General features: G+C 42.2%; 15 protein-coding genes. 8 read left to right on the forward strand and 7 right to left on the reverse strand.

The genetic code is table 11. From position 1 onward, the window contains the following. The first annotated feature begins 107 nt into the window (after positions 1–107). Positions 108–689, forward strand: a complete 582-nt coding sequence (locus tag AF331_RS13045) for a CGNR zinc finger domain-containing protein (RefSeq protein ID WP_048013828.1) — start codon at positions 108–110, stop codon at positions 687–689. A gap of 208 nt (positions 690–897) precedes the next feature. Here AF331_RS13045 and AF331_RS13050 read toward each other — a convergent pair whose 3' ends face one another. After that, entirely contained in the window at positions 898–2,004 is a 1,107-nt protein-coding gene (locus AF331_RS13050) for a sensor histidine kinase (RefSeq protein WP_053428535.1), read from the reverse strand. Continuing rightward, positions 2,001–2,720 carry a response regulator transcription factor gene (locus AF331_RS13055; RefSeq protein WP_053428536.1) on the reverse strand — a complete coding sequence of 240 codons (720 nt, stop codon included), beginning with the start codon at positions 2,718–2,720 and terminating at the stop codon, positions 2,001–2,003. Before AF331_RS13055 ends, AF331_RS13050 begins: the two co-directional genes overlap by 4 nt. A 159-nt stretch (positions 2,721–2,879) precedes the next feature. Between AF331_RS13055 and AF331_RS13060 the strand changes: the two genes are divergently transcribed. The 5 genes from AF331_RS13060 (at position 2,880) to AF331_RS13080 (ending at position 7,836) form a co-directional block, all read left to right on the forward strand. Continuing rightward, entirely contained in the window at positions 2,880–3,749 is an 870-nt protein-coding gene (locus AF331_RS13060; RefSeq protein ID WP_053428537.1) for an ABC transporter ATP-binding protein, read from the forward strand. After that, entirely contained in the window at positions 3,746–5,305 is a 1,560-nt protein-coding gene (locus tag AF331_RS13065) for a hypothetical protein (RefSeq protein WP_053428538.1), read from the forward strand. Before AF331_RS13060 ends, AF331_RS13065 begins: the two co-directional genes overlap by 4 nt. 4 nt (positions 5,306–5,309) lie before the next feature. Further along, complete coding sequence (locus AF331_RS13070) at positions 5,310–6,002, forward strand: DUF4097 family beta strand repeat-containing protein (protein WP_053428539.1); 693 nt, start codon at positions 5,310–5,312, stop codon at positions 6,000–6,002. 236 nt (positions 6,003–6,238) lie between these two features. Continuing rightward, on the forward strand, positions 6,239–6,787 hold the full coding sequence (locus tag AF331_RS13075; protein WP_053428540.1) for a tyrosine-type recombinase/integrase: 549 nt from the start codon (positions 6,239–6,241) through the stop codon (positions 6,785–6,787). A 131-nt stretch (positions 6,788–6,918) separates the two neighbouring features. Beyond that, positions 6,919–7,836: a class I SAM-dependent methyltransferase gene (locus AF331_RS13080; RefSeq protein WP_053428541.1), complete on the forward strand. Its 918-nt coding sequence runs from the start codon at positions 6,919–6,921 to the stop codon at positions 7,834–7,836. A gap of 470 nt (positions 7,837–8,306) precedes the next feature. On the opposite strand, the gene AF331_RS13085 is transcribed toward AF331_RS13080, so the two are convergent. Both AF331_RS13085 and AF331_RS13090 read right to left on the reverse strand, forming a co-directional pair. Next, complete coding sequence (locus AF331_RS13085; RefSeq protein ID WP_053428542.1) at positions 8,307–9,122, reverse strand: alpha/beta fold hydrolase; 816 nt, start codon at positions 9,120–9,122, stop codon at positions 8,307–8,309. An 84-nt stretch (positions 9,123–9,206) separates the two neighbouring features. Beyond that, positions 9,207–9,998 carry a LysR family transcriptional regulator gene (locus AF331_RS13090; protein WP_053428543.1) on the reverse strand — a complete coding sequence of 264 codons (792 nt, stop codon included), beginning with the start codon at positions 9,996–9,998 and terminating at the stop codon, positions 9,207–9,209. 119 nt (positions 9,999–10,117) lie between these two features. Between AF331_RS13090 and AF331_RS13095 the strand changes: the two genes are divergently transcribed. Further along, on the forward strand, positions 10,118–10,663 hold the full coding sequence (locus AF331_RS13095; RefSeq protein ID WP_053428544.1) for a DUF4865 family protein: 546 nt from the start codon (positions 10,118–10,120) through the stop codon (positions 10,661–10,663). Positions 10,664–10,701: 38 nt separating this feature from the next. On the opposite strand, the gene AF331_RS13100 is transcribed toward AF331_RS13095, so the two are convergent. The 3 genes from AF331_RS13100 to AF331_RS13110 all read right to left on the reverse strand — a co-directional run bounded on the left by AF331_RS13100 (position 10,702) and on the right by AF331_RS13110 (position 13,534). Next, the gene (locus tag AF331_RS13100) at positions 10,702–11,574 is read right to left on the reverse strand and encodes an AraC family transcriptional regulator (protein ID WP_053428545.1); all 873 of its coding nucleotides are present in this window, start codon (positions 11,572–11,574) and stop codon (positions 10,702–10,704) included. A gap of 203 nt (positions 11,575–11,777) precedes the next feature. After that, entirely contained in the window at positions 11,778–12,806 is a 1,029-nt protein-coding gene (locus AF331_RS13105; RefSeq protein ID WP_053428546.1) for an ABC transporter permease, read from the reverse strand. Beyond that, positions 12,803–13,534 (reverse strand): ABC transporter ATP-binding protein, encoded by a 732-nt coding sequence (locus tag AF331_RS13110; RefSeq protein ID WP_053428547.1) that lies wholly within the window; start codon positions 13,532–13,534, stop codon positions 12,803–12,805. Before AF331_RS13110 ends, AF331_RS13105 begins: the two co-directional genes overlap by 4 nt. Before the next feature lie 207 nt (positions 13,535–13,741). On the opposite strand from AF331_RS13110, the gene AF331_RS13115 reads away from it, so the two are divergent. Continuing rightward, a complete protein-coding gene (locus AF331_RS13115; RefSeq protein WP_053428548.1) occupies positions 13,742–14,353 on the forward strand; it encodes a TetR/AcrR family transcriptional regulator in 612 nt (203 codons plus the stop codon). Positions 14,354–14,417 lie beyond the last annotated feature (64 nt).

Consider the following 14,417-nt stretch of genomic DNA (forward strand, 5'->3'; position numbering starts at 1 on the left):
TTATAACCACTAAAAATACTTTTAGAAGTTATAAACAAAGTTACATTACATTATATAACTTGTCAAAACTATTTTAACGGTTATAATTACAATGAGGTGATGAAATCATGGATAAATCAATATTCACTTTGGGTGGAGCCTTATGGATAAACCTTGTCAATACAACTTACATCTCTAATAAACAAAAGATTGATATCTTAGCTAATGCATCAAGTGCACTTCAATGGCTGAAGGAAAATAATCTATTGCGAGAGTCTGATGAATTACATTTAGAACAAAAAGAATCATTAGATTCATTAATTGTTGAACTTCAATCAATCCGTACTCTTTGTAACATCATATTGTCTGAGATCACCCAAAGAGGAGAGCTTTCGCTCGAAACAACCAATAGAATTAAAAAAGTTGTCGAAAATCTGCAAATCAACCCAACCATTAATTCAAAAAATGATAAATTGAAGATGACATTCGAGGGGAAAACAGTTGAAGATCACGTAATGTACAATATTATGGAGTCCATGATGAATACTTTCGAAAACACTTCTCTCGAGCGTATTCGAAAGTGTAATCATGAAGAATGTAAACTCTATTTCGTCGATACATCTAAAGCAGGAAAGAGACGTTGGTGTAGCATGGAGCTTTGCGGAAACCGCAAAAAAGCAGCCGAGTTTTATTCGAAGCAAAAGAAATAATAACCCTAGTATCCTCTTATGATCGACGCTTTAATGACGATTTCCGAGATCGCCACCGAAACGGGTGTTAGCAAGGCTCTATTGTACAAAGAGCTGAATAGGCGCAACCTAAAACAGGCTACCGTATGATTGGCAGCCTGTTTTGTCGCTTTCCTACAAATAACTATATCGTAGAGTCGACCGTCACGTATATTTACTTGTAGACCTTTTAAGAATCCTCAACTGGATGGGGTTCGGAACTACACGGTAATTGTACTTTTATAGTCGTTCCAATATTGATTTGACTTTCGACACTGACAGTTCCTCCATTTGCCACAATTAAATCTCGAGCGATTGCCATCCCTAATCCAGTGCCCGAGTATATCTCCGTATTTGTTCCCCTGTAGTACCTTCTAAAGAGGTTCTTAACGGTCTCTTCGTCCATTCCCACCCCATTATCCGTTATAAGTAGTATACAGATGTTGGGTTCTGTTCTTAATTGAACATGAACAAAAGTATCTGGAGGATTGTGGTTAATTGCATTCATCAGTAGGTTATGCACGGCCCTCTCAATCCATCTTTTATCCATACGGACCCATATTTCGCTGGATGAGTCATCTATGCTGAAAGGCGGTGTCTGAAAACGAGGATCAGCGTTTAAAGGAGAAAGAATCCCATTCATAAACCCATTCATTTCCACTAGTTCTTTATTTGTTGGTAAGGTCTCTTCGACTTGGAACGTTATACTTAAATCATTAATCAGCCCTTCCATGTGATTCGACTTTTTCTCTATCTCTTCAAGGAAACTTCTGGTTTCTTCATTTGACCACTCATACCCTTCATTTAGAAGAAGGGCCGAGTATCCCTTCATATAGGTAAGAGGGGTTTTTAAATCATGTGAAATTCCCGCCATCCATTCCTTTTTTTCTTTTTCAAGCTTAATCCTTTCCTTAGCAAGCTTTTCAAGATCCTCAGACAATTGTTTAATAGACACAATTACTTCCTTATATAATCGGAACCTGGTTTTTAACCTACCGCTACGGGAATAAGCCTTTTTGATCACCTCTGACCCATCACCTTTGTGCAAGTTCATCACTCCGTTAGCCATGACAGATAATGGGCTCCCAAAATACCAAGAGAATAGAATGCTCCACCCCACTACATTAATGAGGAAGGTAAGCAATACAAGGACATCATAAAAGGGGCTCTGCTCTGTCACTCCCGTAGAAGGAAGGAGTACTTCCATCGTTAGCATGGATGTCAGTCCCATGCTTATCAACCATGTAATTAACCCTATTATGAAATATAAGACGAACATCACCTTCGTTCTAATCATGGAGAAGGTATAGGAGGCACGAACTTGTACCCAATTCCCCTCAGATTAACAATAAGGAATGGATTCCTAGTGTTGTCACCAATCTTCTTTCGGATCCTGGATATATAGATGGTGACAGTCTTTTCCTCACCAAATACATCTTCACCCCAAACGCGCTCATACAATTCCCCGCTCGAAAACACTTGATTCGGGTGCTGAAGAAAAAACGTGAGCAGATCCATTTCTTTTGCAGTACACTCTACTTCCCTCTCTTCAACCACCAGCCTTGCTTCTGAAGGGGTAAGTAATATGTTCCCGTAAGTGAGGCTTGTTTGACTGCTCTTCGGTATGGAACGTGCTTCATACATCTTTTTCCTCCTGAATATCGCTTTGACTCGTGCAACAACTTCCAATGGGTTGAATGGTTTCGTAATGTAGTCATCCCCACCGGCTCCGAGACCAGTTAATTTATCAAAATCACTTGAGCAGGAACTTATAAAAATAATGGGAGCTTCCGAGTACTTGCGTATTTCTCTACATACTTCAAAACCATCCATATCCGGTAACATCACATCTAAAAAGATCAGATCAAATTCTTCAGCTTGAACTTTTAAAAGGGTGTCCTTTCCGTTCACACAGGAGGTTATATGTGAGAATCTTTCCTTTGTTAGTGTTACTTCCAATAGCTTGATCAGCCCGACTTCGTCGTCGACAATCAGTATTTTTTCTTTATTCATACCTATCCTCCTGCACATTCATGTTATATGTAAATAATACCATTATCTTCATGTGTACTGACCAAAATTACTTTCTTTTTCCTTCTGGTTTACTTTCTATTTACTTTAGTGGCTTACATTTATTTAGGAAGAAGAATTAAATTCAGAGGTGAAAATGATATGCAACTATCCATTCAGAATCTATCAAAACTCTATACTAATAAAACAGCTATTAACGATCTATCCATAAACCTAACACCTGGAATCACTGGACTTCTTGGTCCTAATGGTGCTGGAAAATCGACCTTCATGAAGATATTAGCAGGTATTGAACAACCTAGCGGAGGTACTGTGACATGGAACGGAGCCTCTCTGGAAGAGCAAATCAACAAATACAGAAAAGTACTAGGTTATCTCCCCCAGGATTTTGGAGTGTATCCCAATCTTACTCCTATTGAATTTTTACAATACATAGCTGCTTTAAAAGGGTTAGACCATCGTTCTTCAAAAAAGCGGATAGAGGGACTACTCGAACAACTTAACCTCCATCAAGATCGCAAACGACCAATCGGTGGATTCTCTGGTGGAATGAAGCAACGTGTTGGAATTGCCCAAGCACTATTGAATGATCCTTCCATTCTTATTGTAGATGAACCGACGGTGGGGCTTGATCCCCATGAACGTATGAAATTTAGAGATATCATCCAATCACTTTCAGAAGATAGGATCGTAATTTTATCAACTCATATTGTTTCTGATGTTGAGTCGATATCAGACAACATCGCCATTCTTGCCAATGGTTCTCTAGAAGCTTTTAAGAGCCCCCAATTCATCATACAGTCATTGGAAGGGAAAGTTTGGAGTGGCGTAATTCCTTCGGATAGTTATCAAGATTACCATAGGAATTATAAAATAAGCAGTTCAGTCCAACGCAGCAACGGACTCCATTTGCGAATACTCTCTGATCAAAGGCCATTTCCTGAAGCGAACTTGGTATCGGCTAACCTAGAAGATGCTTATCTTCTTTATACTGGAGGCTATCGGAAATGAATACATCCTCTATTATTAAAACACTCTTCGTAAAACAAATTAGAACCACGTCATTTGCTTTTATCACACTCATTTGTTTGCTGGTATGTTTCATATGCGTACCAGCAAACAACGCAGGATACGAAGTCTTTTATATAGGGGGCGTCAGGGGGATCTATAATTCCGCTTGGCTTGGAGGTATGCTTGCGATGCTCTCTACGCTTCTGGTTTGGTTATTCGGTTTCTATAAGCTTCGAAGCCAGGTTACGGAAGATTACACTCTTGGAGTATCCTCACTGATAGCGACAAGCCCCATAAGCGACCAAAAGTACATGTTTATGAAAGTCATCTCCAACTATTTGGTATTGCTTCTCATTCAGAGTATTTTAACAGGTGGATTTATTGTGATGCAGGTTGTCAGGGGAGAAGAACATTCTATCCACCTATTACACTATTTACTCCCTTTCTTACTTGTATGTGTTCCTTCATACTTAGTCCTTGCTTCCTTGAGCGTTTTGTTCGATGTATGCCCCGGCTTGAAAGGGTCATTGGGGAATATTTTATTTTTTGGATTATGGTTATTTTTGAGCGTGGTAACCATCGCTTTGCCTTCTAGTTTCTTAGATGTCTTCGGCATCGACATCATCCGTGAAAGCATGGTGAATGGAGCTCAGACAGCTTTTCAAAACATTGGGAATCATGCAGAAGGTGGCAGTTTCGGATATTATCCTCTCACTCAACCAAGTTCGACTTTTGAATGGGGTGGGGTTAATTGGAATGCCCGTTATGTTCTGCTAAGAGGACTTTGGATTGTGATAGCCATTGGACTAACCTTCCTTGCAGGCTTACTTTTTCATCGTTTTAGACATTCTTCTCAAAACAGCAGCCCGTCAAAAAAACGTACAAAAGAGAAAACGCCGGTTTTCAAGCGTGACATTGGCCTTGAGTCATTAACACCCATTCACCATGCCAGGTTCTCTTTTATAAACATACTTATGGCCGATGCTCGGTTACTGTTAAAAGGGGTGTCTAAATGGAGGTGGTTCCTTCTATTTGTAATTTTCACCTCAACATTATTTCTCCAGCCAGATACGTTTAAAAACGCATACTCATTCGTTCTATTAGTACCCATTGGTTTATGGGCATGCTTAGGGAACAGGGAACGGGAAATCGGCGTTCATACGCTAATCCTTTCTTCACGTTCGCCTATTCAAAAACTATTATCCACCTGGATTTCCTGTTCTTTTTTAACATTCATTTTTTTCTCAGGCATTATATTGAGACTGTATCTTAATCAAGATAGCGATTGGATCTCTTGGGTAATATCTGCCGGCTTTCTCCCTGCCCTTGGCCTTATGCTCGGTACACTTACGCATTCAAGGAAATTATTCGACGTTCTTTACTTGTTGTGGTGGTATCTCGGACCTTTCAACGATGTTGCCAATTTAAACTTTATATCTTTTAAGACATCATTTCTCTTTGCTATCATGACTTGCCTTTTGGTTTTGGCCACATTAGGTGTTCCATGGTTTTTAAAATACAGTTCCCGATTAAAGTTATTTAAAGGAAGAAGGTAATGAAATGAAATTCATTTATAGTAGTCTACTTATTCTCACTCTTCTTTTGACAGGTTGTAGCAAAGAAGAGACCCAAGAGTTCCCTGATCAAAAGAACATTTTTGTTGAAACTGATGGACAAAACATTTCAGTAGTCCCATCAAAAACCGATCAAATTACGGTTAAGAGCGAAGATGAATTAATCACTGATGTAAAGCAAGAAGGCATTCATTTCAGCCTTGCTGATACAAAACCGATCAATTTTAAAACCAGCACATTGACTATAGCAATACCTGACAATAATCACGATGCCATCTCCCTGATTTCTACATCAGGAAAAATAAAAGGGAAGGAAGTCCATGCTGCTAAACTGTACAGTAAGTCTGATTCAGGAAGCATTCGCCTGTCCTCTATTCAGGGAGAACAGATTGAAATCGAAACCCTTTCTGGAAATACAACATTGACTAGTGATAATCAACTAACTAAGGATACCAATATTAAAACTGAGACCGGTGATATCAACATTGTCTTTAAAAAGGAAATGAATAACATTCTGCTAGATTTACAAACTACATCCGGATCGATTCATACCCCTTTCCAGAAAGATCCTACGATTGATAATGGAAAACAACGTTTAACATATAAAAAGGGGAATGTTGAACATACGCTCTCCCTAGAATCCAATTCAGGAACTATTAATGTAGATTATTCCAAATAAATTATAGGCCTGATCAGACTCTATCAAATGAGCTGGTCAGACCTATTTTGTTATTTAAATCGGCTTGTCAGTTTATATATATAAACTCCAAACTATAGGAGTATAAAATGTACGAAAATATATGTTTATCAACATTAGAAATCCCGTTATATCAACGTTTCACTATTCCTCACTATTTTAATGTATAATTACCTTTATACACGCATGTAATCGTACTATATAATGAGCTGTTTTTGATGGGATATTATAATGTAGAACCTCTCCGATCGCCGGATGAAATTACTCAATTCCGTGCGGCCCTTTTTGAGCTGGGTGGCGACCGGAACAAATTTTTGTTCACGCTCGGGATCAATACTGGTCTTCGGATCAGTGACCTGGTCAAATTGAAGGTCGGTGACATTTATGGGAAGCCTTATGCCGATCTACTTGAAAAGAAGACGAAAAAGAAACGGCGACTCCATTTGATCGCGATCCAAGGGGACATTGTTGAATACTGTATAGGGAAGCAGCCGGATGGTTTCCTGTTCCCCAGCAAGAAAACAGACAGTCATATCAGCACCACCCAGGCTTACCGGATCTTGGTTGCAGCTGGGGAATGGATTGGTCGTCGCGACATCGGCACCCATACGATGCGGAAAACTTTTGGGTATCACTATTACAAACGGACCAAGGACGTCTATACACTTATGGAGATCTTCGGCCACGCTTCCCCCATGATTACGAAGAGGTACATCGGGATCCGTGAGGTTGAGATTGCAGATAGCTTAAAGGATTTCAGACTATAAAAAAGGCATTCACCGATAACATTTATTTTACAAAATTTTTATTTTATGCTATAATTTACAAATTAATTTATTCTGTATATAATAAGACTCTCCTGGCCAGGGGAGTCTTATTTATATGGAGGAATAACTTAATGAATCAAAACGAAAACAGTATAACATCCTTAGTTTCTGCCTTTTCTAGAGCCTATCATAGTCTTTACGATTCACCGAAAATTTTCAATGATTTTTTAGCCAGGGACCTTATATCTGACGATGAATTCGACATGATTAGTAAAAATATGATTCAGGGAATATCATTCTTTAATTCAAAAATCGGACAAGAATTTCAAGAACAACCAGACAAAATACTAAAATGGATTTCACAAATACAACTTTCTCCAACTCCATTAGCCAGAGCTGCTTTTTGTGAAAAAGTGTTACTTAATGAAATCAAGTTAGGAACAAATCAATACGTTATTTTAGGGGCAGGATTAGATACTTTTTCATTCAGGCATCCCGAATTAGACAATACATTAGAAATATTTGAAGTTGATCATCCAGCTTCACAAAGTTTTAAGAAAAAACGACTCGCTGACAAAAACATGATAATTCCTAATAATCTTCATTTTATACCGATGGACTTCTCAAAAAGATTGACGGATCAAGATTTCATTCTTGCGGGATTTGACTACAGCAAAAAAACATTTTTTAGCCTTTTAGGTGTTTCATATTATTTGAGTAAGAGAGAGATCTCAAATTTACTTTCTCATTTATTTTCTAAAGTCCCTTCTGGAAGTTCGATCGTATTTGATTACGGGGATGAAGGGCTGTTCAAAAGCAAAGGTACATCTAACCGTGTAGAAAATATGATCAAGATGGCTGCAGTAGGTGGCGAAAAAATGCAATCTTGTTTCACTACAGATGATATAGAAATTATGTTAGAAAAATCAAATTTGCTTATATATGAGCACTTAACACCTTCAATGATCAATGATCGTTTTTTTTCAAATCGTTCAGATTACCTTACTGCGTTTGAAACCATTAATTATATCCATGCAGTAAAACGATAATAATTCCCATAAGAGCCTCTCAACAAATGTTGGGGGCTTTTTCATAAAATTGAAAGAACCCTTATGAGAGGTTAGCATCCTACATTTTCATGTAAATAGTTTTTAATCATTTGGGTACACTCTATTGATTCAATATCGCTGTTTGTTTCGAACTATTTGCTAACTAAACTTGAAATTTCTTCTTTTTTTCGTTTAACAAATGAGGAGTGCCTCCCTATTTTAAAGTTAAGTACTCTGTGTGAATTTATATATACCCAGAGTCGAGATGATCCATTGAATATTAAAGGATTCTCCTCCAAAATTCATTAAACCTGCCTTATACATGTGAAGCGTGATACATTAAATTTTATAACATACTAAGAAAGCCCTTTTCTTTGTGTACACAGTTCAAACTTCATTGTTATACACACTAGGTACCTCTAAATAAAAACAGAACTTCATATCCAGAAGTTCTGTTTTCTCACCTCATATCAGATGTTTTCTCCAATCCGATCCAACCATTCCTCCACTAAAGCATTAAAGATCCCCGGCTGCTCAATCTGCAGGTTATGCCCCGCCTGGTCCACTACGACAAATGTACCACGTGGAAATTTCTCTTCTAATTCAAGGGCATCTTGGTACCCCACCGTCGCGTCTTGTTTCCCCAGTAGGAACAAACTTGGCTTGGCAAAGACCGATTGACCAATTTCAAATGAAAAACCATAATTCTCCTGGACCTTATCCAAAAAATCATGATCCGCCACTCTAATTCCACTTATGACCTCGCTGTTGTACCTCTCCCACGTCGACTTATTCAGCACCACATTGTTGCTCCTGAAGTCTTCAAGTTCAGTCTGGCTCAGTGTGCTGATGAAATTCTCATCAATCTTCAAAACCTCGTGCTCAGGCACGGTCCGATCCTGATGATGGGGCTTGATCACAGGACAGATGAATGCTGCACCAAGGATGTTATGTTCATCCTTATGGATCAGGCCGTTGGTCAAATAACCACCGTATGACTCGCCCGCTATAGCGTACTTCTGATCAGGAATGACCGTCTGAATGAACTCATGGACCGCTTCCAACATATCATCGGAACAATTTATCCCGTCATAATTCTTCGTCAAGCCCATTCCTGGAAGGTCTATATAGATCCGCCTCCACCCATGCCGTTCGTTGAATACAGGCTCCATGCACCCTTTCATTAAACGATGATCGGGTGAATAGCCGTGGATCATGAGGATGGGGGTACCTTCTCCTATTTCTTCATAATAGATGTCTGCTTTGCGGACTTTACAATAAGGCATGTGATCGTCTCCTTTTATATGTCTATCAATCTGTTATCACCTATTATATCGTGTTTAATCTCGAAACGATGAAGTGGGAACCCCTTAAGGCAACAGGTCAGCAGGGATCTCCCTCCCTGATTCACGCATCGTGTAGAAGTGAACAGACAGGTTCTCTGCCTCTACATCTTCCACTCTATCTAATTGATCATCCTTTATGGGCAAAAAGGCGATTCCTTTTCCCTCTGAGATAAATTCCTGGATCAGTGAGAAAGAATCCAACGGATGCAGCTGCTCCTTGGGGATATGATTCTTTTCCATAAAGTCGATCGTACGCTTCCTGAAGGGACACTGTTGGTCCTGACTGACAAAGAAGTATTCCTTCGCGTAATCCACGATCGTCTTTCCCTTCGCTTTCTGTAATCCCATTGAAATCGTATGGCTCCCCACTTGTTGGAAATCTGAATCGGCATACGTTCCATACGTGATGACCATGTCCAACCTTTGATTCCTTAATAGAGAGTACAGCTGGCTGCTGTTCTCGATCGTCAATTCGTACTTCATGAACGTCCCGCTTATCCGTTTGCTGACATAGCTGGACAGAATTGATGGCGATGTGGCTATACGGTAAGGAAGGGCCTGGGTCCTTTTGATTTCATGTTTCGCTTCGTCCACCAGGTTCAAGATCCTGTTGGCATAGTCGACGAGTACATCTCCTGATGGAAGGGTGGTGACGCCTTTATTCGATCGGTGGAGTAGCGGTGTGTCCAGTTCTTGTTCCAGCCGCTTGATCCGTTCTGTAAGATGAGGCTGCACATACCCCAAGACGTTCGCGGCCTTACTGATTGATCCTTCTGTTACGACTGTCTTGAATATGACAAGGTCATTGATTTCCATATCGTTCAGCTCTTTTCCTGCTATCAGATTTCATGATGATCGGCATCATCTATACCTATTTTACACCTAATCTCTTCAGGATTATCATGAATCTATACCATTGAAAGAGAGTGATGAACATGATTGGCATGCAATACAAAGTCATCCTGCCGAAGGATTATGATATGGGGATCATCAGAAACAGGGTCCAAGAGAACGGGATGAAGACGGATGGTTTCAACGGACTCGACTTCAAAGCCTATTTAATCACCGAGGCAGGGAAGAACGGTCAACTCTATAACTCTTACACACCTTTCTATATATGGAACAACCATGAAGGAATGAACACCTTCCTATTCGATGGGTATTATGACAATATCTTGGACTCCTTCGGCTGGCAGCATATTCAGATCGGTGTCCCGTTGATCCTTGACCTAGATCCGAACTTTCCCAAAAGTCAGTACGTTGTAGAATACGCTGGACGTATTGCCGAGACTGCTTCATTAGCGGACCACTACCTTCTTGAGGCCGTCAACGTGGAAGGATCCGAAGAATGCTTGGGAAATGTAGTGGTCTATAATCCGGATAAGTGGGGCTACAGCCATTTTCGTTTTTATGAAGAGAAACCGGATGTTGAGGTGTCTGAGCACCGGACCGTGTATGAGATTTTACATATTTCGAGATAAGCAAGAAGGGAGACCCGTGACGGGCCTCCCTTCCTCCATTATTTTTTCCTAATCGGGATCCAAATCTCGCTTCTATACGTCGGTGAAGACAGATCCTTGCTTTCATTCCACAAAAGTTCCGGTCCTTCCATCAGTTCGTACCCGGATGATGGGAACCATTCGGAGTAAATCCGTCCCCACACGTCTTGAAGTGTTTCAGGAAAGGGACCGACGGATTCGAAAACGGCCCATGTCAAAGCCGGTACCTCAAGATCCGCGAACCGGGCTGGGCATTCCTTCGATGTGGCCACCCCGATCATATGATCAAGCTCTCCCTTTTCCTCCATCCGTTCCTCGGAAAAGCGGGCGGATGCACTGATCAGCCCCGTTGGCTCCACATCGGACAGGTCCTTCAATTCCTTGATCATGTCTTCCGTCAAACGCTCCCACATGGCTGCAATCTCCGGGTTCACGCCGTGGAACTGGATGGGGACGCGTTCCTTCAGGCCAACGATGCGAAATGCCCCTTTTTCTTCTATTCGATAGTTCATTTCATTTCCTCCCTTAATGGCTAGTTGGAAGGTCATCGGTGGGTACGCTTTGAGTGAAAGCCCACTCTTCCTGGCTTCTGAAGGCGTGATTCCATGAAGTTGCTGAAAGGCCCTGGCAAATGAATCAGGTGAATGGTACCCATATTTCATCGCCACATCGATCACCTTCACCCGGTCCTCCTTCAGTTCAAACGCAGCAAGAGTCAAGCGCCTCCGACGAATGTACTCTGACAATGTTACGCCTGCCAGGAACGAGAACATCCGCTTGAAGTGATACTCTGAGCATAACGCCCGCTTGGCCACTTCCTTATAATCGATTTCCTGGGCCAGGTTCTCCTCGATATACGTCAGTGCCTGGTTCATTTGTTTTAGCGAATCCATCTTCATGACCTCCTCTTCCTATACATTATCAGGGTCAGCATGCCTCCATCCGACTTTTCATGCACGGTTATGCAGGGTGGCACCAGCGAACAAACCCACAGTCTCTACTTAAGTAGAGGTGGAGGTTCTTTTAAATAAAATAACACCTCTTCCCAAATGGGAAAAGGTGTTCCTGACTATGCCTATTCACACACATGTCAGGCTCAAAGCTTTCTGAACCTCTTCAACGCTTGAGTATTCAATAGATACAGAATAAATGCGTACACGATCAATCCAAGGAGATACCCCCATATTCCCGTGAACCCCTCTCCATATACCATGACCGCTTTGATTGCTGCAGCCCCGTAATAGATCGGCATGATGTAAGACAAATAGCCGAGATGATAAGGGATCAGGTCCAAGGGAATCAATCCTGAGAAAAACACCTGAGGGATGATGGTGAATGGGATCAATTGCACGACCTGTAGCTCGGACCGGGCGAAGATCGAAATCATGGCCCCGAAGGACACAGCCGTCACAGCCAACAGCACCATGGCCACCAGCACCCAGCCGATATTCCCCACCGACTGCAATTGAAGGACATAGACGGAGTAGATGACAATCAGGACCGCTTGAATGACGGCAAAGACACCATAACCGGCCGTATATCCGAGAATCACTTCCCCACGTTTGATCGGGGTCATCATCAACCGTTCCAAGGTACCCCCGCTGCTTTCTCTTACAAGGGCCATCCCGGAAATGATGAACACCATGAAAAAGGAGAAGATGGCGAGGAACACATAGCCAAGGGAATCAAACGTTGATTGGTCTGCGTCCCCGAATACATAGGTCACATCCAGTTCTGCCTTTGGATTCAAGGAGCCCATGGCGGCTTGGATCCCGCTGGCAGCCTTCGCCGCTTTGGAATCGGGCTCATGCATGATCAGCTCATTGCCCGATTGCTCAGAGAGCAGGAAGATTGCATCCACATCCTCATGATCGTTCAAGTAGTCTTTCGCAGCCTGGGTGTCATCGATGCTGACGTCGGTGACCTTTACATCCTCTCCTTTCAACGCGGTGACAACCGGATCCGGTACAGTCGATGTATTCACTCCGACGGTGGGCACATACCCGGAATCCCCCAGCAGGAAATAGACCAGGGTCAAAATCAATAAGGGCGCAACCAGGATCATCATGATGCTTCGTTTGTCATTGATGGTTTGCCGGATGACACGCTTGGCGAGATGGATCATGTTTCAGCACCGCCTTCCACGGACCCCGATGCCATGAAGAATAGCTCATCCACCCGGCCGTTCTCCGTTTTATCGAGTAGCGTCGGCACCGCATCATACTCAATCAACGACCCGTTGTAGATCAGTGCTGCCCTGTCACACTCGGTGACTTCATCCATCACATGGGTGGATACGATGATGGTGGTCCCGGCATGCTTGATCCGCTGGAATTGCTCCCAAATCGTCCTGCGCAGGACCGGATCGATCCCGACGGTCGGTTCATCCAGGAACAACAGATCCGGAGAATGCAAAATCGAAGCCGCAAGGGATAGGCGCTTTTTCATCCCTCCCGAAAAATTCTTCACCAATTTCCTCCGGTGCTCTGTCAGATCTACGATGGCAAGCACTTCATCAATGCGCTCTTCCAACGCTTTCTTACCCAAATGATACAGACCCCCGAAAAAGGTCAAGTTGGCCTCAGCAGACAAATCATCATACAACGCATCATTCTGTGGCATGAACCCGATCTTCTTCAACATGTTCATATCGGGCATGGGGACATCTCCGAATCGGATGCTACCCTGATCTGCCCCGATGGCACCGATCATCAGACGGATCAAGGTGGTTTTCCCTGAACCGGATGGGCCTAGTAAACAACAGATCGTTCCTGCCGGGATGGTGAAGCTGATGTCATTGATCACGTTCTTATCATCAAAGGATTTACTCACATTCGAAACGGTAATCTCCATTCTTATCCCCCTCACTCATTGCTCAACATTTTTTCTTTCGTATGGTTCATGTTAGGGTAAAATATTAAACAACACGTTGTTCATTACGATGTAATCTTAGTATACGTACAGATTTTACCCTGCTCAATCATCATTTATGAGTGAAGTATAGATTAACCCACACATTCCAAGGATGTGTCGGAAAAAATGTTAGGGAGGAACCGTCAGATGAGCGATGCACATTTGGATCTGCGCGTGATCCGCACAAAAACGTCTATAAAACAGGCACTGATCGAGCTGATTGAAGAGAAAGGCTTTGAAGCGCTCACCGTCAAAGATATTACAACCAAAGCAAACATCAACCGGGGGACATTCTACAGTCATTATCAGGATAAATATGACTTGATGACCAAGTGTGAGGAAGAACTGTTGAAGGAAATGAAGAACAAGATTGCGAAGAACATCCCACAGATCATTTCGGACCTCAATGAACGTCATACCATCCCGTTTGCTTTCCTCGTCCCCTTCTTTGACTATATTCAACAAAACAAAGGACTCATGAACATACTGCTCAGTCCGAACAGTGATTCCTCTCTTCAAACCAAAATAAAAGACGTGATGACCAACGCCCTCTTCAGTCGGCACACCGAAGCCATTTTCATAGAGGAGGACCTCGCCATCCCAAAGGCGTATGTCATTTCCTATATTGCCTCCGCCCACTTAGGCGTGATCAAAGAATGGCTGGATTCCGGTGGCGAGGAGTCCCCGCATGAAATGGCCCGGATCATTTCCTCCATGACCCTCACCGGCCCGTTGGCAGCTGCGGGGATGAAGAAGTAACACGCGGACTCCATCACCAATAGAAAAACAGCGCCTTCCTTTACGGAAAGCGCTGTTTTGTTTT

Source organism: Rossellomorea marisflavi, assembly GCF_001274775.1.
Classification (GTDB): domain Bacteria; phylum Bacillota; class Bacilli; order Bacillales; family Bacillaceae_B; genus Rossellomorea; species Rossellomorea marisflavi.

What these genes read in the sequence shown, in the direction of transcription:
- AF331_RS13110 (WP_053428547.1), bottom strand. Translation starts at nt 13,534, where the DNA reads ATGGAGATTACCGTTTCGAATGTGAGTAAATCCTTTGATGATAAGAAC.
- AF331_RS13085 (WP_053428542.1), bottom strand. Translation starts at nt 9,122, where the DNA reads ATGCCTTATTGTAAAGTCCGCAAAGCAGACATCTATTATGAAGAAATA.
- AF331_RS13075 (WP_053428540.1), top strand. Translation starts at nt 6,239, where the DNA reads ATGGGATATTATAATGTAGAACCTCTCCGATCGCCGGATGAAATTACT.
- AF331_RS13050 (WP_053428535.1), bottom strand. Translation starts at nt 2,004, where the DNA reads ATGATTAGAACGAAGGTGATGTTCGTCTTATATTTCATAATAGGGTTA.
- AF331_RS13070 (WP_053428539.1), top strand. Translation starts at nt 5,310, where the DNA reads ATGAAATTCATTTATAGTAGTCTACTTATTCTCACTCTTCTTTTGACA.
- AF331_RS13115 (WP_053428548.1), top strand. Translation starts at nt 13,742, where the DNA reads ATGAGCGATGCACATTTGGATCTGCGCGTGATCCGCACAAAAACGTCT.
- AF331_RS13090 (WP_053428543.1), bottom strand. Translation starts at nt 9,998, where the DNA reads ATGGAAATCAATGACCTTGTCATATTCAAGACAGTCGTAACAGAAGGA.
- AF331_RS13095 (WP_053428544.1), top strand. Translation starts at nt 10,118, where the DNA reads ATGATTGGCATGCAATACAAAGTCATCCTGCCGAAGGATTATGATATG.
- AF331_RS13060 (WP_053428537.1), top strand. Translation starts at nt 2,880, where the DNA reads ATGCAACTATCCATTCAGAATCTATCAAAACTCTATACTAATAAAACA.
- AF331_RS13065 (WP_053428538.1), top strand. Translation starts at nt 3,746, where the DNA reads ATGAATACATCCTCTATTATTAAAACACTCTTCGTAAAACAAATTAGA.
- AF331_RS13100 (WP_053428545.1), bottom strand. Translation starts at nt 11,574, where the DNA reads ATGGATTCGCTAAAACAAATGAACCAGGCACTGACGTATATCGAGGAG.
- AF331_RS13080 (WP_053428541.1), top strand. Translation starts at nt 6,919, where the DNA reads ATGAATCAAAACGAAAACAGTATAACATCCTTAGTTTCTGCCTTTTCT.
- AF331_RS13105 (WP_053428546.1), bottom strand. Translation starts at nt 12,806, where the DNA reads ATGATCCATCTCGCCAAGCGTGTCATCCGGCAAACCATCAATGACAAA.
- AF331_RS13045 (WP_048013828.1), top strand. Translation starts at nt 108, where the DNA reads ATGGATAAATCAATATTCACTTTGGGTGGAGCCTTATGGATAAACCTT.
- AF331_RS13055 (WP_053428536.1), bottom strand. Translation starts at nt 2,720, where the DNA reads ATGAATAAAGAAAAAATACTGATTGTCGACGACGAAGTCGGGCTGATC.